The 24,572-nt window shown below is 70.2% G+C and carries 30 protein-coding genes; 14 read left to right on the plus strand and 16 right to left on the minus strand.

Annotated features, from left to right (window positions below; translation table 11 throughout):
* Nucleotides 1-36: 36 nt before the first annotated feature.
* The 4 genes from GGQ91_RS28485 to GGQ91_RS03845 form a co-directional block, all read right to left on the minus strand.
* Nucleotides 37-342: a DUF2934 domain-containing protein gene (locus GGQ91_RS28485; protein WP_043379099.1), complete on the minus strand. Its 306-nt coding sequence runs from the start codon at nt 340-342 to the stop codon at nt 37-39.
* A gap of 13 nt (nt 343-355) precedes the next feature.
* Nucleotides 356-526 (minus strand): DUF3606 domain-containing protein, encoded by a 171-nt coding sequence (locus GGQ91_RS03835; protein ID WP_075381142.1) that lies wholly within the window; start codon nt 524-526, stop codon nt 356-358.
* 237 nt (nt 527-763) lie between these two features.
* Nucleotides 764-1,102, minus strand: a complete 339-nt coding sequence (gene yidD, locus GGQ91_RS03840) for a membrane protein insertion efficiency factor YidD (RefSeq protein ID WP_182591374.1) — start codon at nt 1,100-1,102, stop codon at nt 764-766.
* A gap of 4 nt (nt 1,103-1,106) precedes the next feature.
* Nucleotides 1,107-1,550, minus strand: a complete 444-nt coding sequence (locus tag GGQ91_RS03845) for an iron-sulfur cluster assembly scaffold protein (protein ID WP_182591376.1) — start codon at nt 1,548-1,550, stop codon at nt 1,107-1,109.
* A gap of 239 nt (nt 1,551-1,789) precedes the next feature.
* Here GGQ91_RS03845 and folE point away from each other — a divergent pair, with 239 nt between their 5' ends.
* The 4 genes from folE (at nt 1,790) to GGQ91_RS03865 (ending at nt 5,700) form a co-directional block, all read left to right on the plus strand.
* Nucleotides 1,790-2,608, plus strand: a complete 819-nt coding sequence (gene folE / locus GGQ91_RS03850) for a GTP cyclohydrolase I FolE (protein WP_043379097.1) — start codon at nt 1,790-1,792, stop codon at nt 2,606-2,608.
* A 20-nt stretch (nt 2,609-2,628) separates the two neighbouring features.
* Complete coding sequence (hisI, locus tag GGQ91_RS03855) at nt 2,629-3,051, plus strand: phosphoribosyl-AMP cyclohydrolase (protein ID WP_043355359.1); 423 nt, start codon at nt 2,629-2,631, stop codon at nt 3,049-3,051.
* Complete coding sequence (locus tag GGQ91_RS03860; RefSeq protein ID WP_182591377.1) at nt 3,048-4,031, plus strand: patatin-like phospholipase family protein; 984 nt, start codon at nt 3,048-3,050, stop codon at nt 4,029-4,031. Before hisI ends, GGQ91_RS03860 begins: the two co-directional genes overlap by 4 nt.
* A 97-nt stretch (nt 4,032-4,128) precedes the next feature.
* Nucleotides 4,129-5,700 carry an alkaline phosphatase D family protein gene (locus GGQ91_RS03865; protein ID WP_053609314.1) on the plus strand — a complete coding sequence of 524 codons (1,572 nt, stop codon included), beginning with the start codon at nt 4,129-4,131 and terminating at the stop codon, nt 5,698-5,700.
* Between the two features lie 179 nt (nt 5,701-5,879).
* On the opposite strand, the gene GGQ91_RS03870 is transcribed toward GGQ91_RS03865, so the two are convergent.
* Nucleotides 5,880-6,311 (minus strand): CBS domain-containing protein, encoded by a 432-nt coding sequence (locus GGQ91_RS03870; RefSeq protein ID WP_043355353.1) that lies wholly within the window; start codon nt 6,309-6,311, stop codon nt 5,880-5,882.
* A gap of 131 nt (nt 6,312-6,442) precedes the next feature.
* Nucleotides 6,443-7,264: a rhomboid family intramembrane serine protease gene (locus tag GGQ91_RS03875; protein ID WP_043355351.1), complete on the minus strand. Its 822-nt coding sequence runs from the start codon at nt 7,262-7,264 to the stop codon at nt 6,443-6,445.
* Between the two features lie 350 nt (nt 7,265-7,614).
* Between GGQ91_RS03875 and GGQ91_RS03880 the strand changes: the two genes are divergently transcribed.
* Nucleotides 7,615-8,214, plus strand: coding sequence for a PAS domain-containing protein (locus GGQ91_RS03880; protein ID WP_043379090.1), 600 nt, complete (start codon nt 7,615-7,617; stop codon nt 8,212-8,214).
* Between the two features lie 230 nt (nt 8,215-8,444).
* A complete protein-coding gene (locus tag GGQ91_RS03885; protein WP_043355343.1) occupies nt 8,445-9,086 on the plus strand; it encodes a PilZ domain-containing protein in 642 nt (213 codons plus the stop codon).
* A gap of 27 nt (nt 9,087-9,113) precedes the next feature.
* Here GGQ91_RS03885 and GGQ91_RS03890 read toward each other — a convergent pair whose 3' ends face one another.
* Entirely contained in the window at nt 9,114-9,695 is a 582-nt protein-coding gene (locus GGQ91_RS03890; RefSeq protein WP_043355341.1) for an SCO family protein, read from the minus strand.
* Nucleotides 9,696-9,800: 105 nt separating this feature from the next.
* Nucleotides 9,801-10,304, minus strand: a complete 504-nt coding sequence (locus tag GGQ91_RS03895) for a PRC-barrel domain-containing protein (protein WP_043355339.1) — start codon at nt 10,302-10,304, stop codon at nt 9,801-9,803.
* Nucleotides 10,305-10,482: 178 nt separating this feature from the next.
* On the opposite strand from GGQ91_RS03895, the gene GGQ91_RS03900 reads away from it, so the two are divergent.
* Both GGQ91_RS03900 and GGQ91_RS03905 read left to right on the plus strand, forming a co-directional pair.
* Entirely contained in the window at nt 10,483-10,953 is a 471-nt protein-coding gene (locus GGQ91_RS03900; protein WP_182591379.1) for a tRNA (cytidine(34)-2'-O)-methyltransferase, read from the plus strand.
* Between the two features lie 594 nt (nt 10,954-11,547).
* Nucleotides 11,548-11,904, plus strand: coding sequence for a hypothetical protein (locus GGQ91_RS03905; RefSeq protein WP_043355336.1), 357 nt, complete (start codon nt 11,548-11,550; stop codon nt 11,902-11,904).
* On the opposite strand, the gene GGQ91_RS03910 is transcribed toward GGQ91_RS03905, so the two are convergent.
* From GGQ91_RS03910 to GGQ91_RS03935, 6 genes are all read right to left on the minus strand, one after another.
* Complete coding sequence (locus GGQ91_RS03910) at nt 11,898-12,896, minus strand: lytic transglycosylase domain-containing protein (protein ID WP_182591380.1); 999 nt, start codon at nt 12,894-12,896, stop codon at nt 11,898-11,900. The two genes, GGQ91_RS03905 and GGQ91_RS03910, sit on opposite strands and share 7 nt — an antisense overlap.
* Nucleotides 12,897-12,902: 6 nt before the next feature.
* The gene (locus GGQ91_RS03915; RefSeq protein ID WP_043379424.1) at nt 12,903-13,814 is read right to left on the minus strand and encodes a CsgG/HfaB family protein; all 912 of its coding nucleotides are present in this window, start codon (nt 13,812-13,814) and stop codon (nt 12,903-12,905) included.
* A 116-nt stretch (nt 13,815-13,930) separates the two neighbouring features.
* Nucleotides 13,931-14,428 (minus strand): curli assembly protein CsgF, encoded by a 498-nt coding sequence (locus GGQ91_RS03920; protein WP_182591382.1) that lies wholly within the window; start codon nt 14,426-14,428, stop codon nt 13,931-13,933.
* A 4-nt stretch (nt 14,429-14,432) separates the two neighbouring features.
* A complete protein-coding gene (locus tag GGQ91_RS03925) occupies nt 14,433-14,996 on the minus strand; it encodes a hypothetical protein (RefSeq protein WP_236961864.1) in 564 nt (187 codons plus the stop codon).
* Between the two features lie 237 nt (nt 14,997-15,233).
* On the minus strand, nt 15,234-15,515 hold the full coding sequence (gene csgH, locus GGQ91_RS03930; RefSeq protein ID WP_182591384.1) for a curli-like amyloid fiber formation chaperone CsgH: 282 nt from the start codon (nt 15,513-15,515) through the stop codon (nt 15,234-15,236).
* Nucleotides 15,516-15,667: 152 nt separating this feature from the next.
* On the minus strand, nt 15,668-16,513 hold the full coding sequence (locus tag GGQ91_RS03935) for a hypothetical protein (protein WP_182591386.1): 846 nt from the start codon (nt 16,511-16,513) through the stop codon (nt 15,668-15,670).
* 549 nt (nt 16,514-17,062) lie between these two features.
* Between GGQ91_RS03935 and GGQ91_RS03940 the strand changes: the two genes are divergently transcribed.
* Both GGQ91_RS03940 and GGQ91_RS03945 read left to right on the plus strand, forming a co-directional pair.
* Nucleotides 17,063-17,734 (plus strand): hypothetical protein, encoded by a 672-nt coding sequence (locus tag GGQ91_RS03940; RefSeq protein ID WP_246410539.1) that lies wholly within the window; start codon nt 17,063-17,065, stop codon nt 17,732-17,734.
* Nucleotides 17,731-18,111, plus strand: coding sequence for a hypothetical protein (locus tag GGQ91_RS03945; RefSeq protein ID WP_043379074.1), 381 nt, complete (start codon nt 17,731-17,733; stop codon nt 18,109-18,111). The genes GGQ91_RS03940 and GGQ91_RS03945 overlap by 4 nt, the downstream gene beginning before the upstream one ends.
* A gap of 47 nt (nt 18,112-18,158) precedes the next feature.
* Here the strand turns inward: GGQ91_RS03945 and GGQ91_RS03950 are convergent, their stop codons facing one another.
* Entirely contained in the window at nt 18,159-19,166 is a 1,008-nt protein-coding gene (locus GGQ91_RS03950; RefSeq protein WP_182591387.1) for a dienelactone hydrolase family protein, read from the minus strand.
* Nucleotides 19,167-19,492: 326 nt separating this feature from the next.
* Between GGQ91_RS03950 and phnD the strand changes: the two genes are divergently transcribed.
* The 4 genes from phnD to phnE (GGQ91_RS03970) are packed head-to-tail and all read left to right on the plus strand — an operon-like array spanning nt 19,493 to nt 22,960.
* Nucleotides 19,493-20,515, plus strand: a complete 1,023-nt coding sequence (gene phnD / locus GGQ91_RS03955; protein WP_182591394.1) for a phosphate/phosphite/phosphonate ABC transporter substrate-binding protein — start codon at nt 19,493-19,495, stop codon at nt 20,513-20,515.
* A gap of 26 nt (nt 20,516-20,541) precedes the next feature.
* Nucleotides 20,542-21,345 (plus strand): phosphonate ABC transporter ATP-binding protein, encoded by an 804-nt coding sequence (gene phnC, locus GGQ91_RS03960; RefSeq protein WP_182591396.1) that lies wholly within the window; start codon nt 20,542-20,544, stop codon nt 21,343-21,345.
* The gene (phnE, locus tag GGQ91_RS03965) at nt 21,342-22,148 is read left to right on the plus strand and encodes a phosphonate ABC transporter, permease protein PhnE (RefSeq protein WP_043356475.1); all 807 of its coding nucleotides are present in this window, start codon (nt 21,342-21,344) and stop codon (nt 22,146-22,148) included. Before phnC ends, phnE (GGQ91_RS03965) begins: the two co-directional genes overlap by 4 nt.
* Entirely contained in the window at nt 22,145-22,960 is an 816-nt protein-coding gene (phnE, locus tag GGQ91_RS03970; protein WP_043379068.1) for a phosphonate ABC transporter, permease protein PhnE, read from the plus strand. The genes phnE (GGQ91_RS03965) and phnE (GGQ91_RS03970) overlap by 4 nt, the downstream gene beginning before the upstream one ends.
* Before the next feature lie 7 nt (nt 22,961-22,967).
* On the opposite strand, the gene GGQ91_RS03975 is transcribed toward phnE (GGQ91_RS03970), so the two are convergent.
* Nucleotides 22,968-24,389 carry a M20 family metallopeptidase gene (locus tag GGQ91_RS03975; RefSeq protein ID WP_182591397.1) on the minus strand — a complete coding sequence of 474 codons (1,422 nt, stop codon included), beginning with the start codon at nt 24,387-24,389 and terminating at the stop codon, nt 22,968-22,970.
* Between the last annotated feature and the right edge of the window lie 183 nt (nt 24,390-24,572).

Below are 24,572 nucleotides of genomic sequence, written 5' to 3' on the forward strand. Positions count from 1 at the left end.
ATGGCGGATGATGCCCCGGTCTCGCTAGACCGCCGCTCAGGCCGGCGGCGAACCGGATGCCGGATGGTTCGGCCGATCCGCGCTCTTCCGGCGCTCCCGCTCCTTGCGCAATTCCCGCTCGGCCAGCAGCCAGAACTCGATCTCGAAACCCTCCGGCCGGTGGTTGCGCTCCCAGAGTTCGTAGGCCCGCTCGCGGATCTGCTCGAACGTGAGGGCATCGGGCGACCGGGCCGGAGGCTGGGTTACAGCGTCGTCGGATCCGGACGAGGGCCCGGGCTCGACCGACGGCGTCACCGCCGCCGGAAGCTCCGGGGGCGGTCGGAAATCGGGGGGCACGTCCACGATGCCACCGCGCTCAGGAGGCCGGCTTGTCGAGATAGGCGGCCACGCTCGTGATCCGGCTTCCAACCATGGTCACAGCCTTGCGCAGCCGCTCCTCGCTGACGCCGAAGCGCTGTGCCCACTCCTCGCGGATGGCGCGGTCATAGATGTCGATATGCGTCTTGCCTCTGAATTCGGTGGACATTCTGTGCCCGCTCCGGTTCGCCGTGAGCCGCGGACATGCCGGGCTCTCCGCAAGGACAACCGGGGTCGAAGCCTTCGGTTGCGGCCGGTCGCACGGCGAGCGCCGCCGGCTCGCGGACCGTATCCCGTACCGGGTCGACGTGCCTAGTGGACGGGTCGGAGCTGCGGGCTGATCGGGTGCCGGAGCATCGATCCCGTCGCCTGCTGCTTCAGCTGAAACAGGCCGGGATCGCGACCTTCACCGCGCGTCCGCTCCACGCCCCTCCGCCACCGCCTCACAGGCGAAGGGTGACGGCGGCGCCTCGACGCCGCGCCAGCGGCCATAGGTCCAGGGGCGGTACCACGCTGCCCCCGCGGGCAGCTGCTCCGGCACGAGATCGATCCCGTGGGTTCCGAACGGGCCGCAGCGGCAGATCCGGGCGACGCCCATCCAGCCGCCGGGCCAGACCCCGTGCCGGGCGATGGCCGTGTCGGTGTATTCGGAGCAGCTCGGCCAATGACGGCATTGGCGGCCGATCAGACCCGACAGGGTGAGCTGATACAGGCGGATCGCCCAATGGGCGGCGCGCCGGACCATGCCCTCAGGCGGCCCGTCGCTTGGCGGCGATCTGATCGAGGGCGTCCACCACCGCGTCGAAGGTCAGGAGCGTCGAGGCATGGCGCGCCTTGAACGCCCGCACCGGCTCCAGCACCGCGAGGTCCGCCCAGGCGCCGTCGGGCGCAGGCCCGTTCTCCTTGAGCATCGCCCGCATGGTCTCGCGGACGCTGCGCAGCTCCTCTGCCGTGGTGCCGACCACGTGCCGGCCCATCAGCGACGAGGAGGCCTGCCCCAAGGCGCAGGCCCTCACCTCGTGGGCGAAATCCGTCACCCGGCCGTCCTCGCCGAGGACGAGGTCGACCGTCACGGTCGAGCCGCAGAGGCGGGAATGGGCGGTGGCGCTGGCATCCGGGTTCTCCAGCCGACCGAGCCGGGGGATATCGGCGGCAAGTTCCAGGATACGGCGGTTGTAGATATCGTCGAGCATCGGGTCCTCAACCGGAGGCGTCAATCCCATCGGGACTCTGCCGCGTGCATCGCGCATTGCGCGTTGCCCCGCGAACGATGATATAGGCGCCGTACGGTCGCTTCGCGAGGAGGCGGGCCGTCGACCAGGGTCGCGCCCACGGCCACGGTGGTGCTCACGGCTTTAGACCATCCCGGGGCGCCGGCTTGAAACCTTTTCGAGCCCGGGAACTTCCCTCGAACGCCCGACCCGATCCGACGATGTACGCAAAGCCCGACAGCACCCCGATGAAGTCCCGCATCGCGCGGGCCGGAGATGCCATGGATGCCGCGCTCAAATCCTTGTCCTACCAGGGCGATGGCCAGGGTTTCGGCCGGAACGGGAGTGATGGGCAAGGGCTGAACGGCATGCGCAATGACAATCGGCCGGTGGATGACGGGCGTCCCATCGAGGTCGCGCCCGAGCCGGCTTCCGCCACCCGCGTCCCGGACGGGATCGAGACCGGCCGCCCGAGCCGCGCCGAGGCCGAGGCCGCCGTGCGCACGCTCCTGCGCTGGGCCGGCGACGATCCGACCCGCGAGGGCCTGCTCGACACGCCGGCCCGGGTGACCAAGGCCTACGAGCAGCTGTTCGGCGGCTATGGGGTCGATGCCGAGAAGCTCCTCGAACGCGTCTTCGAAGAGGTCGAGGGCTACTCGGACATCGTGCTGGTGCGCGACATCCCGTTCCACTCCCATTGCGAGCACCACATGGTGCCGTTCATGGGCCTCGCCCACATCGCCTACTACCCGACCCGGGGCGTGGTCGGCCTGTCGAAGCTCGCCCGCGTGGTCGACACCTTCGCCCGCCGCCTGCAGACCCAGGAGACGATGACCGCCCAGATCGCCGACGTGATCGAGAGCATCCTCAAGCCCCGCGGCGTCGCCGTGATGGTGGAGGCCGAGCATCTCTGCATGGCGATGCGCGGCGTCCAGAAGGCCGGCGTCTCGACCATCACCAGCCAGTTCCGCGGCGTCTTCAAGGACAATGCCAACGAGCAGGTCCGCTTCCTGACCCTGGTGCGCGGCGGCGCCAAGTAGCCTCAGGCGACGACCTGCCCATGACTGCCCGCGACATCGCTTTCGCTCCCCCCGGCACCCGCGCCGAGGTCGAGGAAGGTACGGCCCTCACGCCCCGATTCGACCGCGACGGGCTCGTCGCCTGCATCGCGGTGGACGCGCAAGACGGGCGGGTGCTGATGCTCGCCCACATGAACGCCGAATCGCTGGCGCGCACGCTCGAGACCGGCGAGGCTTGGTACTGGTCGCGCTCGCGGGGCGAACTCTGGCACAAGGGGGCGACCAGCGGTCAGATCCAGCGCGTGGTCGAGATGCGGGTCGATTGCGACCAGGACGCCCTGCTGATCCGCGTCGAGGTCGGGGGCGACGGCGGCTGCTGCCACACCGGCCGGCGGGACTGCTTCTACCGCAGCGTCGTCCGTGAGGCGGACGGCCAGGTCGTCCTGAAGGCCGCCGGGCGATGAACCACCCTCTTGCCACACGGTGGCAAGACGAATCCGCCGATCCCCATTTCCTTCCCGGAACCGTCGAGCCGGTCCGGCCGTCGCCGAGTGCCGGACCGCGGGTCGGGCTCGCGCTCGGCGGCGGCTCGGCCCGGGGCTGGGCGCATATCGGGGTGATCCGTGCCCTCGAGGAAGCCGGCATCCATCCGACCGTTGTGGCGGGCTGCTCCATCGGCGCGGTGGTCGGCGCCTGCTACGCGGCCGGGCGCCTCGACCGGCTCGAAGCCTTCGCCCGGGCGCTGACCCGGCGCCGCGTCGTCGGGCTCATCGATCCCCGTCTGCCGGGCTCCGGCCTGATCGCCGGCAACCGCCTGCGCCAGCGCCTCGCCGCGGATCTCGGCACGCGCCGCATCGAGACGCTGCCCATCCGCTTCGGCTGCGTCGCCACCGAGTACGGCACCGGCGACGAGATCAGCCTCACCGAGGGCCCGGCGGTGGATGCGGTGCGCGCCTCCTACGCGATTCCCGGCCTGTTCCCACCGGTGGCCCACGCGGGCCGCGTGCTGATGGACGGGACTCTGGTCAACCCGGTGCCGGTGGCGTTGGCCCGGGCGCTGGGTGCCGACCTGGTCATCTGCGTGAACCTCAACGGCGATACCGGCGGTCCGGTGGTGCGCGAGGCGCCGCACCCGCCCCCGCGCCGGGGCCTTCTGCAGGTGGTGCGCGGACGCCTGCCGGGTTTCGACCGTCCCGAGCCCGAGCTCGTCGTACCGGGCATCGCCCGGGTGGTGCTCGACGCCTTCAACACCACCCAGGATCGGATCTCGCGGGCGCGGCTGGAACGCGACCCGCCGGACGTCGCCATCGGCCCGGATCTCGGCGCCTTCGGGCTGTTCGATTTCCACCGCGCCGCGGAGGGCATTGCTCTGGGGCACCGCGCCGCCCGGGCCGCCCTGCCCCGGATCCGCACTATGCTGGAAGGTGCCGCGGCTCGGGCGTGAGGCTGTCGGGACCCGATCCAGCCCGCCTGCGTGCCCGCCCGTCATCCGGCTGTCGCGACCGCCTGCGATGGGCGCCCTGCATACTGGAGGGCTTCCAATGTATACGAGTCGCCGTCAGATCCTGCTGTCCGGGGGCGCGAGCCTCGTCGGGCTGGCCTCCGGCCTCGGGCGCCCCGGCCTGAGCCGTGCCGCCGACCGGCCGGTCCTCACACACGGCCTGCAATCGGGCGATGTCGGCACCGACTCGGCGGTCGTCTGGGCGCGCTCCGACCGGCCCGCCCGGGCGATCGTCGAATGGGCGACCACCGAGAGCTTTTCCGACATCCGCGGCGGCGTCTTCGCCGACGCCCTGCCCGAGACCGATGGCACCGTGAAGGTGGCCCTGACCGGGCTGCCGGCCGGCCAGGACGTGTTCTACCGGGTCCGCCTCCAGGACATCGCCGCCCCGACGATCGTCGGACCGGCTCAGATCGGCCGGTTCCGTACCGCGCCGGCGGACAGGCGCACGGTGTCGTTCTGCTGGTCGGGCGACACGGCGGGCCAGGGCTGGGGCATCGACGAGGCCCGCGGCGGCATGACGATCTACTCGGCCATCCTGAAGAACCGGCCGGACTTCTTCATCCATTCCGGCGACACGATCTACGCCGACGGGCCGATCCAGTCCGAGGTGAAGCTCCCCGACGGCAGCCTGTGGCGCAACCGGGTCACCGAGGAGGTGGCCAAGCCCGCCGAGACGCTCGCGGAGTTCCGGGGCCGGCACAAGTACAACCTCACCGACCGGAACGTGCTGGCGATGAACGCCACCGTGCCGATCCTGGCGCAGTGGGACGACCACGAGGTCACCAACAACTGGTGGCCGGGTGAACCCCTCACCCGGGCCGAGCACCTCAAGAAGAAATACTCCGACCCGAACGTCCTGGCCCTGCAGCTGCGGGCGGCCAAGGCGTTTCACGAGTACATGCCGATGCGCTTCGAGCCGGCGGAACCCGGCCGGGTCTACCGCAAGATCGCCTATGGCCCGCTGGTCGACGTGTTCATGCTCGACATGCGCTCCTACCGGGGCCCGAACGGCGAGAACAAGCAGACGGAGTACGGCCCCGAATCCCACTTCCTCGGGCCGCAGCAACTCGCGTGGCTGAAGCAGGCGCTGCTCGACTCCCGCGCGACCTGGAAGGTGATCGCCGCCGACATGCCCCTTGGCCTCGTGGTGACCTACGACGTCGACCGGAATTTCGGCTCGGAGGCGGTGGCGCAGGGCGACGGGCCGCCCCTGGGGCGCGAACTGGAGATCGCCGACCTCCTGCGCTTCATCAAGAGCGCGGGGATCCGCAACACGGTCTGGCTCACGGCCGACGTGCACTACACGGCCGCCCACTACTACGACCCCAACAAGGCGCAGTTCCAGGATTTCGACCCGTTCTGGGAGTTCGTCTCCGGCCCGCTGCACGCGGGCACCTTCGGGCCGAACGCCCTGGACAACACGTTCGGGCCGCAGCTGCGCTTCGTGAAGGCGCCCGACAAGGGTCAGGTGAACCTGTCGCCGGCCGCCGGCTACCAGTTCTTCGGCCACGTGGCGGTGGACGGTCGGACCGAGCAGATGACCGTGACCCTCAAGGACGCGGCCGACACCGACCTCTGGCACGTCACCCTCGATCCCATGAAGGCGTGAAACGGACCGCGGGCGATCATGGGCTTGAGCTGTCGGCCCGCTCGTCCGTCGACGCGGAGGCGCGCAGGTCCCCTCTCCCATGCGGGAGAGGGCGCGCGTCGCGCTCCGGCACCGCCGGCCTGCTCTGAACCGGTGAAGCCCGGGGGCGGAGGGCGCGAGAGACGTGAGGCTTCGCGCCCCTACGCCATCGTGATGTAGTCGCGCAGGGCCTGCTGCTCGGCCTCGACGGAGGCGATCTTGCGCGCCACCACGTCGCCGATCGAGACCAGGCCGATCAGCCGCCCGTCCTCGCAGACCGGCACGTGGCGGAAGCGCCCGTCGGTCATCAGCGCCATGACCTCCTCGATCGTGGTGCTCCGACCGCAAGTCGTGACCGCGGTGGTCATATGGGCCGAGACCGGCGCGTCGAAGGCCGAGCCTCCGTGCCGGGCCAGCGCACGCATGATGTCCCGCTCGGAAATGATGCCCGCCACCGTCCCGTCGGCATGGGCGGCCACCAGGGCACCGATCCGCTTGTCGGCGAGGATCTGGATCACGTCCTCCAGGGTCTTGTCGGGGCTCACGGTGACGACGGAGCTTCCCTTCTCGGCGAGGATGCGTGCGACGGTCATGGCTCTCTCCCTTGTGACGCGTCCGGTACGCCGTCAGCCCGCGGCGCCCTGATTGCGTTCTCGGCCGGGTTGGGCCCGGCGCGTTCACATTGTGGCGAGTGTGTGACCGATCCGGCCGGATGGCAAGGTGCTCAGTGCCGCCGCGGCTCCCGAGGGTCGACGAGGGGGAACAGGAAGAAGCCCGCGATGAAGCCGCCGAGATGCGCGTCCCAGGCGATGGCGGCGTTCTCGCCGACCAGCGGCATGCTGACGAGGCCGAAGAGCAGGTTGGTCAGGAGCCAGATCACCAGGAACGACACGGCCGTCCGGTTGCGCAGCAATTCGGGGATCGTCTCGGCGGGCCGGGCCGGCGGCACCTGCCAGGCCGGCGCGCCGTAGCCGGAGACCGGCGGCTGGAACACGAAGCGGGCGGCGGCCGCCATCAGGGCCGAGATCCCCGCCGAGGCGCCGACCAGCGGCCCGGCGCCCAGGGGATCGATCAGGATGTGGAACAGGCCCCCGGCCGCGGTGCCGGCAAGGGCGAGGACGCACCAGCGCAGGGCGCCGCAGCGGCGCGCCACCGGGGCGCCGAAGGCCGCGAGCCAGACGCTGTTGAAGATCACGTGCATCCACGAGCCGTGCAGCAGCGCGTAGGTGACGAGCGTCCAGGGCTGGAGGGCGTGCTCGCCCACGATGTAGCGGGCGAAGGCCTCGCGGGCCGCCTCAAGGCTGGGATCGCCCGTATCGGCGGCCGCGCGGATCACCTCGGTGGCTTGGCCGGGATCGAACCAGAGGGTCCAGCGCGCCGGGATCAGCGCCAGATCGAGGACGAGGCGGATGTCCCAGGTGTCCGGCAGCAGGAACTCGCGCACCGCCTGGATCGCCAGAAGAAGCCCGATCGCGAGGGTGACAACCCCCGGCATGTTGAACACGGGCACGCGGCTCTGCCGCGGAAAGTCGGGGGAGGCATCCATCGCGGCACCATGTCGGGGCGCGGCGCGACTGGGCAAGCCCCGGCGACGTATTGAAGCTCGCAAAGACGCAGAGGATACCAGTCCATCACACGGCGCCCATCTGTCTTCGCACCGGTTCCGCCCCGGATGACGGCTGAGCGCCGCGCGGGGTGCGACGATTGTGTCGCCGGCCCTGACGCGCTAACCCCCGGGCCGCGCGTCGCCGGTCGGTCCAGCGATGCGCGGACGCACCGGGCCGGCACGGCCCATGCGCCCAGACGCGGTGAGCGCCCGGATCGGCCCGTCACACCCGCGCGGATGTGCCAGAGTGATCCGGGGATGAACCACAGGCGTTGAGAATCGGGACACCGATGAAACATCCCACCAGCCGCATGCTCCACGCCTACTGGGAGCGCCTGCGCGGAGAGCGGGCTGCTCCGGAGCGCGCCGAGATCGAGCCGGGCGAGATCCGGCACCTTCTCGCCGACAGCCTGATTTTGGAACTCGACATGCTCGCCCGTTCCGCGACGATCCGGCTCGCAGGGACGCGGGTCTGCGCCCTGTATGGCCGTGAACTGAAGGGTGAGCCCTTCGCCCGGCTCTGGGGCTCCCGGGCCCCGGATCCCTGGCGGATCGTCGAGATCGTCGCCAGCGACACGCTCGGCGTCGTGGCGGGCCTGCGCGGCACGAATGCGGCCGGCGAGGCGGCGGACCTCGAACTCCTGCTCCTGCCCCTGCGCCACCGCGGCCGGACCCAGGTCCGCGCCCTCGGCACCCTGAGCCTCGACGGTGCGCCGCACTGGCTCGGCCTGCGCCCGCTGATGGAAGCCGAGACAACCTCCCTACGCATCCTGCCCAGCCGCCGTCCCGAGGCGGGGCCGCCCGCCCGCACCGCCGTGCGCACGAGCGCCACCTATCCCGGACCGGTGCGCCACGGTCACCTCCTCGTCCACGCCGGCGGACGCGCCTGAGGATTGTATTCATTCGAAGATTCACTGGGATGACGCTCGCTGCCACGAGCGGATCCGCGCGGGAATCCGAGAACACCGTCACGGCGAAAGTCGATCGCGCCCGTCGAGGCAACGTCCGATAGTGAATGCTTCTACAGGGCCGAAACACGCAGAAGCAGGAAAAAAGGGTTTCGTAACAGTCCGAGCTTAGTCTGTACCGGCCTTTATCTCGGCGTAGGACCTATCTCGGAATGATCGCGGTCGCGGCCACCGCCGGAACAGATCGACGCGGGGCGCCCCCCGAGCCGGCGCGCGGTGCGGCCGACCAGCGCCGGCACCAGCGCGTGCGGGTCGCCGTGCTCGGCCGCTACATGCTGGCCGATCGTCGGGAGTACCCCTGCCAGACGGTGGACATGTCGCCGGGCGGCGTGCGGCTGACCTGCGCGGTGCAGGGCGAAGTCGGCGAACGCGTGGTGCTCTACCTGGAGCATATCGGCCGGATCGAAGGCGTGATCGCCCGCCCCTGCGCGGACGGCTTTGCGGTCCAGCTCAACGCCACGCCGCGCAAGCGGGACAAGCTCGCCTCCCAGCTCACCTGGCTGGCCAACCGGGAGATGCTGGGGCTGCCGGAGGGGCGCTCGCACGAGCGTCTCGTCCCGACCAACACGGCCGTGATCCTGCGCGTCGAGAGCGGCCGCGAGATCAGGGCACGCCTCATCGACATCTCGATGTCGGGCGTGGCGATCTCCTGCCCGGTGCCGCTGCCTCTCGGCGCCGCCGTCACGGTGGGCAGCACGCCGGGGCGGCTGGTCCGCTATTTCGAGGGCGGCTTCGGCGTGCAGTTCCTGCTGCCCCTCTCCCCCGACCGCTTCCATGCCGGGATGACGCTGTAGCGCGTCCCCGGCCGGACCACCCCGCGCTCAGATCTTCCTGGCGAGCTGCGCAGCGACCTCGTCGGCCGGCCGGGTCAGGTCGAGGGCGCCGAGGAAGTGGTTCTGCGCGTCCATGATGTACACCAGGGCGGTATGCTCCATCGTGTAGTCGCCGTCCTTGGCCGGCACCTTGCGGGCATAGGCCCGGTACGCCTTCTCGGTGGCGGTGACCTGCTCGGGGGTCCCGGTGAGGCCGGTGATGCGCGGATCGAAACTCGACAGGTAGGTCTTCAGGCTCGCCGGATCGTCCCGCTCGGGATCCACCGTGATGAAGGCGACCCGCATCGCCTGGCCCTTCGGCCCGAGGGCGGCCAGCACGGCGGAGATCTGCTGCAGGGTGGTCGGGCAGACATCCGGGCAGTGGGTGAAGCCGAAGAACACGAGATGGGTGGCCCCGGCGAAATCGCGCTCGGTGACGGTGCGTCCGTCCTGGTTCACGAGGGTGAACGGGCCGCCGACGCCGGGTACGCCCACCGGCGCCTTGTCGGGCAGGAACGCGAACACCGCCGCCCCGGTGAGGCCCACGAGGCCGAGGCAGAAGGCGAGAAGCGGGACGAGGGCGCGGCGCATGGGACGGGTTCCGACCTCCGGGGGAGGCCGGCACAGCACACAACGGCGCGCGGAGGCAAGCCGGCGCGGTGCCGCCGGCCGCCCGGCCCCGCGCCGTCGGCGCGGTCAGGGCTTCTGCGCCGGCTCCCCCGCGGGGCTCGCCGGAGCGGCGCCCTTCGGCGGCTCCTTGCCGAGATAGACGTATTCCGGCGCCGCCCGGAGCTGGTCCTTGGTCGTGTCGATCCGTGCCTGAAGGGTCTTGCCGTCGGTGCGGTCGAGCTTGAGCACGGACGGGTCGACCGCGACGTATTTCGAGCCGATCCCCAGGAAGCCGCCGACCCCGATGATCCAGGCCTTCACGGCGCCCTTCTGGTCGAGGACGAAATCGGCGATCTGCCCGATCGTCTCGTTGGCGCCGTTGACGACGCTGGAGCCGATCAGCTTGCTGGCGACCATGTCGTCGGGGGTCTGAGCCACGAAGGTCGGGCGCAGGTTGTCGGCCATGGTGGCGGGTGCGCCGGGAACCGGGGTCGCGGCGCTGCCGCCGTCCGGCTTGGTGCCGTCGGTCTGCGCCGAGGCGGTGGCGAGGCCGGCCAGCAGGAGGGCCGAGGCGAGGAGCGGGGTGCGCATCGGAGCAGGTCTTTCAGACGGGGGCCGAACATGGGGTGGCGCCGCCTCAAGGTTCTGGCGGGGCTTAAGTTCCGCCCGGTCTCGGCGTCGGCGGGGGCCGCCGCGGCGGTTTGCCGGCTGTGCGTCGTCGGCGCGGGCCTTTGACGGCGCGGGCCCCACCCCGCACAAGGCGGGTGTCATGCTCCGCCTCGCCCTCTACCAGCCCGACATTCCCCAGAACACCGGCACGATGCTGCGCATGGCCGCCTGCCTGGGGCTCGCGGTGGAGATCGTGGAACCCGCGGGCTTCGATGTCTCCGACCGGCACCTGCGCCGCTCCGGGCTCGACTACCTCGACCACGTGGCGATCACGCGGCACCGCTCCTTCGCGGCCTTCGCGGCGTGGCGGGCCGAGGCCGGGATCCGGCTCGTCCTCGCAACCACGGCGGGCGCCCTACCCTACACGGACTTCGCCTTCCGCCCGGACGATTGCGTGATGGTGGGACGCGAATCCGCCGGCGTACCGGAGGCGGTGCACGCGGCGGCCGATGCCCGGATCGTGGTGCCGATCCGGGCCGGCCTACGCTCGCTCAACGTCGCGGTTGCGGCCGCGATGATCGCCGGCGAGGCCCTGCGGCAGGTGGGCGGGCCATCGCGGGCGGGCATCTAGAATCTGAACGCGGCCGGATTGGCCGCGCGAACGGCTGCGTTCGACCCGATACCGTCACTCAGCGGACTGTGACGCCATCCCTTAGGCGGACCGTGCGGGCTGCGCGGGGCCGTCGGCAGAGTGATCCGCCCCCCGTGAAGGGGCAGTCCTTTTGGCGCTGCAGCTTGCCGCGCTCCGGGGGATCGCCTTGAGCGGCCCTCACCGACATCCCACCGGATCGCTGTGCCATTGCCGATCAGGCCCGTCCCGCAGGCATCGGTCGGACGAGGGGGCGCCTGCGCCAGGTGCCGCCGCTTGCAGGCCACCAGGAGCCGGCCGTCTCGCCGACATGACTTGCGGATGTGGAGATGGCCCCCTCGGCGACGTGGCGCGGCGGTCCGCCGAGCGCCGGTCGATGCTGCGAAACGGGGCGGCGAAGTCGCGCGGGCCTCGGCCGCGCGCCCGACCGGCGGCCGCGGCCCAGATCTGGCCTCTGGAGTTCGAGCGAAATCAGAATTTCGGAACTGGCAGGATAGGTGAATGTTCTGATAGACGCTGAATAATGTAGTTTCAGGCCGACGCGGCGACTCGCCTGCACGGCCGTGAGGTTCGTCCATGTCCGGATTTGCACTGCGGACGATTGTGTTCGCCGCCGCCGCCGCGGGGAGCATCACCGCCGCTGCGGCGCAGGGCGCGCCGGTGCCGAACGTGAACGACTGCACCTTCATCCGCGACCCGACGGCCCTCCGGGACTGCATCGAACTCTACGAGGGGCAGCGCCTCGCGCCCGGCCCGCGACCGGCTGCGTTTCAGCGGGCGCCGGTGATCGACCGGTCCCTGCTTGAGGCGGCAGGCCCAATCCCGGCGGCGGGGGCATCACGGCGCGGGAAGCGGCGCAGGCTTCGGCAGAGCCGCCAGCCGACCACGCCCGCCCAGGCGGTCCGGATCGAGCAGCTCGCGCCCCCTCAATAGACCGCCTGGACGAGGCAGGTGCGGCCTTCGCCGTTCAGGACCGCGCAGAGGGCCTGCTCGGAGCGCGGCTGCGGGCTCCGTGCCGACGGGCGCTGGGGCCTCGTCCTGGCGGAGCGCGCCGTCGACGGCACGGGCCCGTCGCGCAAGACCGGCTCGGTCCCCAGCAGGGACGCAGGACGCAGGAGCGGGTCGGCGCGGCCGGCCCAGGCAGAGCCGAGACTGCGCGGGGCGAAGAAGGCCAGCGCCGTCCCCGGCAGGGACCGGCCGCTCTGCAGGGCCCACTCCTCCAGGGGGCGGCCCGTAATGCGGATCACGTAGTCGCGCGTCTCGGCGGGCATGCCCGAACGGCCGTCGAGCCATCCGCGCACGCGCTGAGGGCCGGCATTGTACGCGGCGGCCGCCAAACCGAGATTGCCGAAGCGCGCGCGGTGCTCGCGCAGGAGTTCGGCGGATTTCGGAATCGCCTCCACGGGATCGAACGGGTTTCGCAGGCCGCGCTCGGCGGCGGTCCCGGGCATGAACTGGGCGATTCCCTGTGCGCCGACCGGACTGACCGCATAGGGATTGAGGCCGCTCTCCTGACGCAGAAGGCGCAGGAAGAAGTCGGGCGGCAGGTCGTTGGCCGCGGCCGCGGTCGCGATCAGCCGGTCCAGGTCGCCATCACCCCGCGAGAACAGCAGTGACGCGGCATCGATCGGCTGGAACGCGCCCCGATCCAGGACCAGAAGGTCGGCCATGGCCGGACTGATCGCCGGACTGATCGCCGGCCACCGGACCAGGCTGGCCACTGGCCCAATCGGCGGCGGCGCACTTTGCGCGAAGGGTGTGAGGTCGGCCGCATCCGGCGCCATCGGGGCACGCGCGGTGCTCGATGCCCGGGGCGCGATGATCGGGGTCAGGGCGGCGGCCAGCACGAGACAGAGGGCGAGCGGCCCCCGCACGCCCCTGCGGCGGTGGCCGAACCGGAGCGGGCGTGCGACGGGCTCCAGCATGGCGGTTCAGGACTTGACCACCACCGGCCCCACCGGCGCCACCGGCGCCTCTGCGGCCGGAACCTCGAGCGGCGTCGGCTTGTCGCGGGCGAGGTACGCGTCGACCAAGCGCGTCCCGAGCACCGGGTCCCGGAAGCGCCAGAGCTTCTTGCGCGTGCCTTCCATGATCGTCGCGTAGACGGCGAGGTCGATCGCCTCGCGGACGGCCATCTGGGTCGGCTCGTTGCGGGTCACACCCGCCTCGACCTGCAGCAGCTTGGCCACCGCCACGTAGCGGTACGCGTTGGCGTTGAGGGCGACCGAGTAGATCGTCTTCGTCACCGTGACGCTGTTGAGCACCTCGCCGCTCTGCACGGAGACGATGCGCATCGCCACCGTCACCTCGTCGCGCCGGTATTTGGTGTCGCCGCCGATGCCCAGAAGGTTGGCGCCGGCGCCGCCCGTGACGGTGTTGGCATCGTAGCCGATGATGCCGCCCTCCACGATCAGGCCGGCGAACCGGATCGGCGGCAGCGGCTTGGCCTCCACGCCCTCGAATTCCTGGCGCGTGGCCCGGATGAGCTGCCGCTCCTGCAGCAGATTGGCGAGACCGGTGCGCTCCACCACCGAGAACCACTGGCCGCGGCCGGCGCGCCGCAGGGCGTCGACCACGAAGGCGCCCCCGCCCTGCGTGACCGCGCGGGAATATTCCGCGATGTTGTCGTTCGGCTTGTTCTGACCGGTGAGGTCCGGGAAGCTGTAGATCGCGATGTCGACCCGGCGGGTCGGCGGCGGCAGCGTCTCCAGATTGAGGTCGGTGGGCGACGGCGGCGTCACCACCGGGGCCTGGGCGAGCAGCTCCCGCTCCCAGGGGGCGCAGGCGGCGAGGCCCGCACACAGGATGACGGCGCCGACCAGGCTGTTCAGAAGGCTACGCACGGGCAACGCCGTCTCCGTTCCGGTCCGCATGCCGGTCCGCCGCGTCCGCTCGCGCGGCACAGGTCGGCGAAGCCGGCCGCCAAGGATGATCGGTTTCCATCGTCCTGCGCCCGGCTTCAGGGCGCGCCCGAGAGCGGCGTCGTGGCGATCGCGCTGCCGCCGGCCGCCGCCGTCGCCGGGACGACAATGGTGGTGGTCGACTGGCCGTCGAAGATCTGGAGCTGGATGTTGGTCCCCAGACGCTGGAACGTGACCTGGGATCCGCCGAAGCTGTAGCTGCCGCTCTGCTGGGCGTTCTCGCCGAAGAGGGCCTGGGTGATCTGGTTCGCCAGCGAGCTGTAGATCTGCGTCTGCAACTGCTGGGCGAAGATCTGACCGGGGGTCTTGGTGTTGGCGTTGCTCTGGGCCGCCGAGAACAGCTGCTGGTCGCGCTGGGCGGACCGTTGCGCGTCGTTCTGGGCGGCGGCCTCGGCCTGCAGCCAGGCGCCGTTCAGGGGGCTTCCCCCGAAGGACGGGTTGATCGGCTGGTAGACGAGGCTGCTGGCCTGCGCCTCTACGCCCGCAAGGAGAGCCGCGCCGCAGACGAGCGGCCCGAGGAGACGGGACAAGCGCATGGGGTTACCTCCGGGTGACCGAGACGTTGGCGCCGTTGCCGACTTGCGTGATGCTGATCGGCAGGGCGTTGTTGCCCTGCTGCTGCGCCGAGATGGCGTTGTTGTCGCCGCGGACCGTGATCGTCGCGGCCGCGCCGCTGCCGTCCTGCCGGGTACCGACGGTGTTGGAATCGCCGAAGACCGAGACTGTCGACTGATTGTAGGAGCCTGTCTGCTGCTGCGTCACCGTATTGCGCGCGCCGATGATGCTCTGGACCGCGACATTCCCGTAGCCCGACATGTCGATCGTGGAGATGTTGCCTGTTCCGACCTGAAGGGCCCGGGCTTGATTGGCTGCCGGCTGGGGCGGGAGGCTCGGGCTGAGCAGCAGGATGCCGGACTGGTTGCCCAGGATGTAGTCGCTCTCCTGGATCGCCCGCCCCGGAGCACCGGCCGCGGCGCGTTGGGCTAGGGCTTGGATCTGTTCGATCGCGACGCGATCCTGGGCCGCCGCCGAGCCGGCCATGAGCGGGAGGACGAAGAGCAGCACTTGACCTGCGGTCCGGCTGCGGCGCGTGCGGCGCATCATCTGTCCCCCCTGCTTGTTTGGCCCACCTTAAATCAGTGCTATTCGATAACGTACAGCAAAATATCTTATCCACACGGCTTCTAAGCCGGCGTGTGGTGACTATGGCACAATGAATTCTGATAAGAATCGACCCGCTGTCGCCGTTGGCAGCCCATGTCAATGAATCGACGGATAATTTCCCGATAACGAAAAAGTGGTATGTCAACCGACTGACATCGGCGATTATCGATCAGCCGATCAAAGATCGTATATGCTGATATGACCGCAGTTGATCTTGCGCCCGTCGACCAGCACGGACGCGTCGATCCGGAGCTGGCCGTTCGGCAGGACGCTGACGGTCAGATTGCCGACATCCCGGGTTTCGCCGGGGGCGAGGTCGAAGCCACCGCCCTGCTGCATCGTCGCGGTGCCTGCCGGATCCGATTTCCGCACGACCAGGCTGTACCGCCCTGCGGTGCCGCGGGGCGCCTCGACGCGAAGAGCCAGACGCGTCGTTTCGGCCGAGCGGCTCTCGACCACGCGACAGAGGACGGGCGGATCGACGGTGAGGCTGGGCATGATCGAGACTGCGCCTGGGATCGAAGTCGCTGGGATGGCGAGAGAAGGGACGCTCCCGCAGGAGCGCCCCTTCCAGGACACGTCAGACTGGGGATGGGCCTCAGCCCGATCCATTAGTGCTGGCGGATCGTCACGCTGTTGAAGCCGCCGATCTGCGCGAAAGCAGCATTGGCCGAGTTCGCCGACTGCGTGATGGATCCATAATTGCCGAAGCCGTTCTGATAGCCGAAGGCGCCGACAGACGATCCGGTCTGCGTGATCGACGCCTCGTTGCCTCGGCCGATCTGGAGCAGGGCGGCGTAGTTGGTGTTGCCGTTCTGGCTGATGTTGCCTACGTTATAGTCGCCGGACTGGACGATCGCGGCATAGGCGTTGTCAGCTCTGTAGTCTTGCGTGATGCGGGCCCTGTTGTTGTCGCCGTTGAACTGGAAAATGCCCGCGTAGGTGTTCTTCGATCCGGCCTCGGCGGTGATCCACGCCTTGTTCTTGTCGCCGTTCTGCTGGAACTGCGCCACGCCGTTGGTCCCGAGCTGATTCGAGTCGACGGAGTTGGCGATGCCTTGCTGGAACGAGCCGTTGGCGACGCCGATCGTCGGATTGCCGTAGCGATTGCCGGCGATCGTGCTCACGGTGTTGTTCGAGCCGCCCTGCGTGACCTTCAGTTCGTTGAACGCACCGTTCTGCAGAATGGTCTGGGCGCCGTTCGAGACGCCGTTCAGGTTGCTCTCCGACAGATTCGGGACTGACAGGTCGACATTGGTCGAGAGCTTGCCGGCCTTATTGTTCGTTCCGGTCTGATCGACAGCCGCGGAGTTCGATAGACCGCGCTGGATGACGAAGGCTTCGTTCGCGGTAGTTCCAGCGCCCATGACGGGGGTCTGGGACTGCGCCGAGGCGCCTGTCGCAAAGGCCGTCAGACCGGCGACCGCCGCGGACGCCAGAACAACTGACTTGAACATAGATACACTCCCATTTTTATTTATGTGTCCTCTCGAACACAATCTATGCCATCGCAGTCGCTCTATCGTTACAGCGATTTAACGGCTTTTTAAGCGTATCCATAAGCCGATGATGGGTGTCAAGCGTGAGTTAGGCAAAAATCTACAATCTTTACAATTTTCTGGTTTCCTTTTTCAGATGAAGGTGCCGTGAATTCAGTATGAATGGCGCGTCGAAAGACGAACATTCTCAACTGTTTAAAGTGGCCCTGCCGCGATCGCTGACTTAGAATCCATTCCACGGGATAGGCAGTCTTCGTTAGTGCCATCACAGGTCGGTATAGGCGTGTTAAATTGGTCACATCAGTTATGGCTGAAAGTGGTATGTTGCTGGCCAAGCAAGAATGCTCCGAAAGGTGATGTGGGACGGGTCTCACAGGGCCATGCCGCCGTCGCCGCTTAGGATCCGTCGACTGTGCTTGAGCCGAAAGGTTTTCGCGGACGACGAAGAGATCGAATTCACCGCAAGACGAAAAATCGTCTGCGATACGCGTTGGGTGGGAGGCTACGATGAGGCAGCGCGGCCGATCGCTGATGCAGGTCCTGCTCGCCACCGCGACCCTGGGGTCCGTCGGCGCCAACTCGGCCGAGGCTCCGCCCGCGGCCCCGGCCCCGCCGGCAGCCTCACCACAGACACCGCCCGCGCAGCAGCCAGCCTCCGCCAGGGCCGCGTCGACGCAACCGGCGCCCGCCCCCGCGGGCTGCGACGCCACCTGCGTGCGCGCCAACAACGAGATCGCGTCCCAGATCTGCGCGCCGCGGATCGAGGCGCAGGCGCCGACGGATTTCGAGTGGGTCTCGCGGCCCTTCGCCAAGATCTTCCAGCAGGCGGAGGCGCCCGAGGGCGCCGCCACGGTGGTGCGCTATCGGGGGGATTCGATCCGCTTCCTCAGCCCCGCGAAGGAATGGGTGCGGGTGACCTACGAGTGCGGGTTCGATGCGGCCAACCGCTCGGTCGCGTATGTGCGGGTGCGGCTCGGCCGGCTCGACCAGGCGGACGCGCCCGCACAGCCGCCGCAGCAGGTCCGGGCCAATGCTTCGTCCTCGCAGCCGATGGCGCCCCAGGCGCAGCAGCAGGCTGGCCGCGTCGGGGCGCCGGTCCCACGCAGGCTGCTTCCGTCGGAGCCGAGCGAGGTCGAGATCCGGCAGGTCAACCCGCGGATCCGGCAGGCGCAGCCATGATCCCGACCCGGTCCCGGCAAGCCAGGTCCCGGCAAGCCAAGGCCGTCCTGGCCCTGCTGGCCGGCCTCGGTGCGGCCCCCGCCGCCGCGCAGCCGAGCCCGCTCTCGGTGAACGATTGCACCTTGCTGCCGGACCCGGGCGCCCTGCGGCGCTGCCTCGATCAGGCGGAGGGACGCGTGGTGGCGCCCCTGCCGCCGGTCGCGGGGCCGGCCACATCCGAGCGCCCCGAACAGGTGGTGCAGGCCGCGCGCGGCGCCCCGGTCGCCAAGCCCGGCGCCAAGCCCGGCGCCCTGCCGCCGACGGATTTCCTCGGCAACAGGCGGGAGCCCGCACCGCGGGCCCATCCGTCGGGACGGACGGTCATCGATCTCCAGTGACGCCTGCACGGCGTCGATCCGGCGTCGATCCGGCGTCGATCCGGCCGTCACGGCCGCCGGAACGCGGCCTCGAGCGCGTCCGAGACGCTCGACAGGGTCGCGGCGCGGGCGGCGGCGTCGGAGCCGATATGCGGGTCGTGCTGCACGCACGGGGCGGTATAGGTGAACGGCGTGGCGTTCGGGCCCTCCACGAGGGCGCCGTCCTCCGCCTCGCGGATCGCGCAGGCCCGGACCGTCTGCGCGCCCTTGGCGACCACGGGGTGGGCCGGCCCGTTCGGGTTGTCGAAGACGTGCTGCGCGCCGGGATAGACGGTCAGGCCGACATCGGCGCCGGCCGCCTTCAGTCGCTCGGCGTAGGCGGCGCAGGTCGCGGCCGGATTGTAATCGTCGCCGCTGCCCCCGAACATCCGGATCGGCCGGTCCATTAGGGCGGTGTCGTCCCGGAATCGGATCGCGCAGTCGGCATAGACCGGCAGGTACAGGGCGGGGGTGACGCCGGAGCGGTTCCAGGCCGCGTCGAAGCGCTTGAGGCTGGCATACAGCGCAGCCTGGCCGCCGCGCGAGAAGCCCATCACGGCGATGCGCGCCGGATCGACCCGCGGATGCTGGGCCAGCACGCCCAGCGCCCGGTAGATGTCGAGGATCAGGTTCGTGCGCGCGAGGAGACTCTGATCGGTGTTGACGCTGGTCAGGCCCCGGCCGGTGAAGCCGTCGATGGCGAAGGTCGAGATCCCCCGCGCCGCCAGCGCCCGCTGCCAGAACTCGATGTTGCCGCCGAGGCCCCCGGAGCCGTGCATCAGGATCACGGTCGGCAGCCGCTCCGACCCCGGCTTGGCGATGCGCAGGAGCCCGGCGACCGTGACGGGCTTCGCACCCTCGGACGTGCCGGTCAGGAACTGCCGGTCGGTCAGCGTCAGGCTCTCGAAGGGATGCATCTCCACGCGGGCGGCATAGCTGCCGAGATCGGCGACGCCGTCCTGCGCCGGCTCGGCGGAGGCCGCACGCGGGCTGCAGGCCAGGAGGCCGGCCGTCAGGAACAGGATTGATCGCCGCATCGAAACGCTCCACAGCCGCGCGATACCGTATCAGCGGCGCGGCGGCCCTGTCGCGGCGCGCCAGGACGGAACCGGTTTCCCTTCGGCGCCCGGTGTCACGCCCTGGGGCTCCGGCGGTGGGCACCTGGATGCCGACGGAAACGGGACGCTTCGGAGCCGCCGCAGGCCCCTGTCACCGGGCCGTGTCCTTCAACTTCTGTTCCACGGACTGCCTTGCATCGCCCGGAAGCCGCCGCCTACAAGTTTGCCGACTTAAGGCTCGGCCGCGATCGAGCGAGGACATGACGGCGCCGGCCCGAGGCACGGCTCCGCAGGGAGGATACCGCGTGACATTCGCCCGATACGGCGCAGCCCTGGCGCTGCTCTGCGGCTTCGGTTCCCTGTCGCCCGTCAGGGCCGACGCGTGTCCCAACCGCGGCCAGCTCGACGATGCCTATTGCGACGCCGACAAGGATCTCGTCGCCGACGTCCCGGCCAAGACCCGTGACCCGAGCGTCATCGTCTTCGCCTACACGCCGGTGGAGGATCCCGCGGTCTACGAGAACTCGTTCAAGCCGTTCACGACCTACCTCAGCCAGTGCACGGGCAAGCGGGTCGTCTACTATCCGGTCCAGTCGAACTCCGCCGAGATCGAGGCGATGCGCTCCGGCCGGCTCACGGTGGCGGGCTTCTCGACCGGGCCCCTCGGCTTCGCCGTCAACATGGCCGGCGCGGTCCCGTTCGCCGCCAAGGGCACCGAGAAGGGGTCTGAGGGCTACAACCTGATCGTCGTGGTGAAGGCGAGCAGCCCGTACAAGACGCTGGCCGACCTGAAGGGCAAGCGCGTGGCCCACACGGCGCCGTCGTCGAATTCCGGCAACCTCGCCCCCAAGGCCCTCTTCCCCGAGCAGGGGCTGAAGCCCGGCGAGGATTACAAGCTGATCTATTCGGGCGGGCACGACAAGTCGGCTTTGGGCGTCGGCACCGGCGACTACGACGCCGCCCCGGTGGCCTCGGACGTGTTCTACCGGATGGTCGCCCGCGGCACGATCAAGGGCGACGCTTACCGGGTGATCTACACGAGCGAGAAGTTCCCGACCTCGGGCTTCGCCTATGCCCACGATCTCAAGCCGGACCTCGCCGAGAAGCTGAAGCAGTGCTTCTACGATTTCCGCTTCCCGCCCGACATGGTGAAGGATTTCGAGGGCGACGACCGGTTCGCGCCGATCACCTACCTCAAGGACTGGGCGATCGTCCGCAAGGTCGCGGAGGAATCCGGCACGCCGTACAACAAGGTCGCCTACGAGCGCGAGGCCGCCCGCGAGGCCGAGGCCGCCCGCAAGAAGGCCGCGGACGCGCCCAAGCCGTGATGCAGGCTGTGACGGCGGGAAGCGCGATGCGCGCGGTCAAGGACGGACCCGACGGCGATCCCCGGGCGGAGGATCCCCGCGCCCTGGTGATCCGCGGGCTGACCAAGGAATACCGGCCCGGCCAGCCGGTCCTGAAGGGCATCGACCTCGTGGTGCCCGGCACCGGGCTCACGGCGATCATCGGGCCGTCCGGCACCGGTAAGAGCACCCTGATCCGCTGCATCAACCGGCTGGTCCAGCCGACCGCGGGGCAGATCCTGTTCCGCGGCGAGGACCTCGCCCGGCTCTCCGGCCCCGCCCTGCGCCGGGCGCGCCGCCGGATCGGGATGGTGTTCCAGGAGTACAACCTGGTCGAGCGCCTCTCGGTGATGGAGAACCTGCTCTGCGGCCGCCTCGGCTACGTGCCGGCGTGGCGCGCGTGGCTGCGCCGCTTCCCCGAGGCCGACATCGCCCGCGCCTTCGACCTCCTCGACGCGGTCGGCCTGTCGGGCTTCGCCACCCGCCGGGCCGACGCCCTGTCGGGCGGCCAGCGCCAGCGCGTCGGCATCGCCCGGGCGATCATGCAGGAGCCCGAGATCGTGCTCGCCGACGAGCCGACCTCGTCCCTCGATCCGAAGAGCTCCGTGGAGATCATGGAGATCCTGTCCCGGCTCGCGGCCGAGCGCGGCGTGCCGGTGGTGGTCAACATCCACAACGTGGCGCTCGCCCAGCGCTTCGCGGCGCGGATCGTCGGCATGTCGGGCGGGCACGCGGTCTATGACGGGCCGCCCGACCGGCTGAGCGAGGCCGACCTGCGCGGCATCTACGGCGGCGAGAACTGGCTCGAATGATTCCGACCGCCCGACCGGCCTCCTCCGACGCCGCCGGCCGCGTCGCGTTCCGGCCCAACTGGACCGCCCGCGCCGGCTGGGCGCTCCTCGCCCTCTACGCGGTCTACGCGGCGACCCAGCTCGGCTTCTCCCCCGAGCGCTTCGCCGGCGGCCTCGCCCACGGGCAGCAGTTCCTGGCCCGGATGTTCCCGCCGAACTTCTCCCGCTGGGAGCTGATCCAGTCGGGCATCCTCGAGAGCCTGCAGATCGCCGTGATCGCGACGGTGATCGGCATCGCGGTCGCCCTGCCGATCGGCTTCCTGGCGGCCCGCAACCTGATGCCGCCCTGGGTGACGTGGCCGACCCGCATCCTGATCGCGCTCTGCCGGTCGTTCCACCCGATCATCGTGGCGATCCTGTTCGTGAAGGCGATCGGCTTCGGGGCGCTCGCCGGCGTCATGGCACTGATCGTCGCCTCGGTGGGCTTCATCGCCAAGCTGTTCGCCGAGGCGATCGAGGAGATCTCCCTGAAGCAGGTCGAGGCGGTGCGGGCGACCGGTGCCGGCTTCCTGTCGACCCTGATCATGGGCGTGCAGCCGCAGGTTCTGCCGCGCTTCATCGGCTTCGCCACCTACCAGCTCGATTCCAACCTGCGGAACTCCACCATGGTGGGCATCGTCGGCGGCGGCGGCATCGGCGCGACGCTGTTCACCGCCTACCAGCGCTTCGACTTCGACGTCGTGCTGGCGATCCTGATCGTCATCGTCGCCCTGATCATGGTGGCCGAGATCGTCTCCGGCTGGGCCCGCAAGGTGTTCCAGTGAGCGTCGCCCTCGCCCCCGCTTCCGCCGGCCCGCGCCACTGGCAGCGCTTCCCCCTGTGGAAGCGGCTGGCGCGGCTCGCCTTCACGCTCTGCGCGGTGGCGGCCTTCGTGGCGAGCCTGCGCACCATCGAGGTGATCCCGGAATTCCTCTACGACGCCCCCGAGCAGCTGGCCGACCTGTTCGGCCGGATGTGGCCGATGGATGCCGGCTATGTCGGGCCGACCCTGCGGGCGCTGGTGGAGACGCTCCACATCGCGACGCTCGGCACCCTGATCGCCATCGCGATCGCGGTGCCGATCGGGCTGATGGCGGCCCGCAACGTCACGCCCAACCGCGCGCTGAACCTGTTCGCGAAGTTCGTGTTCGTGACCTCGCGCTCGGTGAATTCCCTGGTCTGGGCGCTGCTGTTCGTGGCGGTGTTCGGCCCCGGCCCCCTGGCCGGGACCCTGGCGATCGCGCTCCGCTCCGTCGGCTTCACCGGCAAGCTGTTCGCCGAGGCGCTGGAGGAGGCCAATCGCGGCTCGATCGAGGCCCTGCAGGCCGCGGGCGCCGGCCGGCTCTCGACGCTGCTGCTCGGCTACTGGCCGCAGGTGAAGCCGGCCTTCTGGTCGATCGCGCTGTTCCGGTGGGACATCAACATCCGCGAATCCGCCGTGCTCGGGCTGGTCGGCGCGGGCGGCATCGGCGTCGCGCTCGATACCGCCCTGAACCTGCTCTACTGGGATCAGGTCGCCGTGGTGCTCGCCGCGATTTTCGGCGTCGTCATCCTGGCCGAGATCGTCGTGACGGCGCTCCGCGCCCGGACGCTCTGAGGGGGCCTCACCGCCCCAGCGACATGCCGAGGGGCGGCGCGACCTCCGGCGGCAGCGGCGAGACGTAGCCGGACGCGCCGACCCGGCGGGCGAGGTCCGCCTTGGCGGCGTCGCGCAGGGCCGCGTCGGTCACCGCCCGGGCGCCGGTGGCGGCCATCGCCTTGGCGACCTGCACCATCGCCTTGTGGGCCGCCGGGGTCTTGCCCTGCGCCACCACCTGCCAGGTGTGGAACGGCGTGCCGATCGCCACCGTGGGTGCGTGGGCCTGGACGGTGGGCACCACCCAGCTCACGTCGCCGACATCCGTGGAGCCGACCGCCGGGTTGCGCGGCGCGTCGAGGGGCACGAGGAAATCGGCGAGCGGCGCCTCCGTGCGGGGCATGCCGATGGCGCGGAACACGGCGTCGATGTCGCCGTCGGTCAGCGTCGACCGGATCTTGCCCGCGAAGTCCCGGTCGGCCTCGTCGAAATGCGGCGGCCCGAGCTCCTCCATCACGCCGTGGAGCGCTTGCTCCAGGGGATCGTTGCCCAGCAGGTTCGACACCGCGCTGACGATTCGCACCTCGAGGGCGGTCTCGGTCATCAGGGCGGCGCCCTCGGCGATCTTCTTCACCCGCTCGACCAGCGCCAGCATGCCCGGCAGGTCGCGCGCCCGGATCGAGTAGCGCACCGTGGCGCCGGCCTGGACGACGTTGGGGGCGATGCCGCCGGCGTCGAGATAGGCGTAGTGGACCCGCGCGTCGGACGGCATGTGCTCCCGCATGTAGTTCACGCCGACGCTCATCAGCTCGACGGCGTCGAGCGCCGAGCGCCCGAGATGCGGGGAAGCCGCCGCGTGGGCGGTGCGCCCGGTGAAGACGAAATCCGCCCGGGTGTTGGCGAGCGCCACCGGCGGCGCCACCTCCCAGAAGCTGCCCGGATGCCAGGAGATCGCGATGTCGGCATCCGCGAAGGCGCCGGCGCGGACCATGAACGCCTTGGCGGCGCCGCCCTCCTCGGCGGGACAGCCGTAGTAGCGCACGCGGCCGGGGGTGCCGGTCTCGGCGAGCCAGTCCTTCAGGGCGGTGGCGGCGAGCAAAGCCGCCGAGCCGAGGAGGTTGTGGCCGCAGCCGTGGCCGTGGCCGCCCGCCTCCACCGGCCGGTGCTCGGCGACGCCCGCCTCCTGCGACAGGCCCGGCAGGGCGTCGTACTCGCCGAGGAAGGCGATGACCGGCCCGCCTTCACCGGCCTCGCCCATCACGGCGGTGGGGATGCCGGCGACCTGCTCGGTTACCCGGAAGCCCTGGTGGCGCAGCTCGGCGACGTGCTCGGCGCAGGAGCGCGCTTCCGTGTAGCAGACCTCCGGCATGCCCCAGACCCGGTCGGACAGGGCGATCAGCCGCTCCGTCTGCGCGTCGACGTGGCGCCACACGGTGTTGCGGTTGTCCATCGTGTCGTCTCCCGGAAGGTCGCGCGTCGCGTTCGCGCCATCATAGCGGGCTCCGCGCCGTCATCGCGAGCGCAGCGAAGCGACCCAGGGCTGCGCACGGTCAGGGGACGTGGCGCTGCTGGATTGCTTCGCTGCGCTCGCAAAGACGGCGGCGTCGCGCTGCTCGGCTCGGTGCGGCAGGAA

This window comes from Methylobacterium fujisawaense (assembly GCF_014138435.1).
GTDB classification, from domain to species: Bacteria; Pseudomonadota; Alphaproteobacteria; order Rhizobiales; family Beijerinckiaceae; genus Methylobacterium; species Methylobacterium fujisawaense.

Excerpts from the sequence above, each read along its gene's own strand:
- GGQ91_RS03835 (WP_075381142.1), bottom strand. The coding sequence starts at position 526 with ATGTCCACCGAATTCAGAGGCAAGACGCATATCGACATCTATGACCGC.
- yidD (WP_182591374.1), bottom strand. The coding sequence starts at position 1,102 with ATGGTCCGGCGCGCCGCCCATTGGGCGATCCGCCTGTATCAGCTCACC.
- GGQ91_RS03845 (WP_182591376.1), bottom strand. The coding sequence starts at position 1,550 with ATGCTCGACGATATCTACAACCGCCGTATCCTGGAACTTGCCGCCGAT.
- folE (WP_043379097.1), top strand. The coding sequence starts at position 1,790 with ATGTACGCAAAGCCCGACAGCACCCCGATGAAGTCCCGCATCGCGCGG.
- hisI (WP_043355359.1), top strand. The coding sequence starts at position 2,629 with ATGACTGCCCGCGACATCGCTTTCGCTCCCCCCGGCACCCGCGCCGAG.
- GGQ91_RS03860 (WP_182591377.1), top strand. The coding sequence starts at position 3,048 with ATGAACCACCCTCTTGCCACACGGTGGCAAGACGAATCCGCCGATCCC.
- GGQ91_RS03865 (WP_053609314.1), top strand. The coding sequence starts at position 4,129 with ATGTATACGAGTCGCCGTCAGATCCTGCTGTCCGGGGGCGCGAGCCTC.
- GGQ91_RS03870 (WP_043355353.1), bottom strand. The coding sequence starts at position 6,311 with ATGACCGTCGCACGCATCCTCGCCGAGAAGGGAAGCTCCGTCGTCACC.
- GGQ91_RS03875 (WP_043355351.1), bottom strand. The coding sequence starts at position 7,264 with ATGGATGCCTCCCCCGACTTTCCGCGGCAGAGCCGCGTGCCCGTGTTC.
- GGQ91_RS03880 (WP_043379090.1), top strand. The coding sequence starts at position 7,615 with ATGAAACATCCCACCAGCCGCATGCTCCACGCCTACTGGGAGCGCCTG.
- GGQ91_RS03885 (WP_043355343.1), top strand. The coding sequence starts at position 8,445 with ATGATCGCGGTCGCGGCCACCGCCGGAACAGATCGACGCGGGGCGCCC.
- GGQ91_RS03890 (WP_043355341.1), bottom strand. The coding sequence starts at position 9,695 with ATGCGCCGCGCCCTCGTCCCGCTTCTCGCCTTCTGCCTCGGCCTCGTG.
- GGQ91_RS03895 (WP_043355339.1), bottom strand. The coding sequence starts at position 10,304 with ATGCGCACCCCGCTCCTCGCCTCGGCCCTCCTGCTGGCCGGCCTCGCC.
- GGQ91_RS03900 (WP_182591379.1), top strand. The coding sequence starts at position 10,483 with ATGCTCCGCCTCGCCCTCTACCAGCCCGACATTCCCCAGAACACCGGC.
- GGQ91_RS03905 (WP_043355336.1), top strand. The coding sequence starts at position 11,548 with ATGTCCGGATTTGCACTGCGGACGATTGTGTTCGCCGCCGCCGCCGCG.
- GGQ91_RS03910 (WP_182591380.1), bottom strand. The coding sequence starts at position 12,896 with ATGCTGGAGCCCGTCGCACGCCCGCTCCGGTTCGGCCACCGCCGCAGG.
- GGQ91_RS03920 (WP_182591382.1), bottom strand. The coding sequence starts at position 14,428 with ATGCGCTTGTCCCGTCTCCTCGGGCCGCTCGTCTGCGGCGCGGCTCTC.
- GGQ91_RS03925 (WP_236961864.1), bottom strand. The coding sequence starts at position 14,996 with ATGATGCGCCGCACGCGCCGCAGCCGGACCGCAGGTCAAGTGCTGCTC.
- GGQ91_RS03935 (WP_182591386.1), bottom strand. The coding sequence starts at position 16,513 with ATGTTCAAGTCAGTTGTTCTGGCGTCCGCGGCGGTCGCCGGTCTGACG.
- GGQ91_RS03940 (WP_246410539.1), top strand. The coding sequence starts at position 17,063 with ATGAGGCAGCGCGGCCGATCGCTGATGCAGGTCCTGCTCGCCACCGCG.
- GGQ91_RS03945 (WP_043379074.1), top strand. The coding sequence starts at position 17,731 with ATGATCCCGACCCGGTCCCGGCAAGCCAGGTCCCGGCAAGCCAAGGCC.
- GGQ91_RS03950 (WP_182591387.1), bottom strand. The coding sequence starts at position 19,166 with ATGCGGCGATCAATCCTGTTCCTGACGGCCGGCCTCCTGGCCTGCAGC.
- phnC (WP_182591396.1), top strand. The coding sequence starts at position 20,542 with ATGCGCGCGGTCAAGGACGGACCCGACGGCGATCCCCGGGCGGAGGAT.
- phnE (WP_043356475.1), top strand. The coding sequence starts at position 21,342 with ATGATTCCGACCGCCCGACCGGCCTCCTCCGACGCCGCCGGCCGCGTC.
- GGQ91_RS03975 (WP_182591397.1), bottom strand. The coding sequence starts at position 24,389 with ATGGACAACCGCAACACCGTGTGGCGCCACGTCGACGCGCAGACGGAG.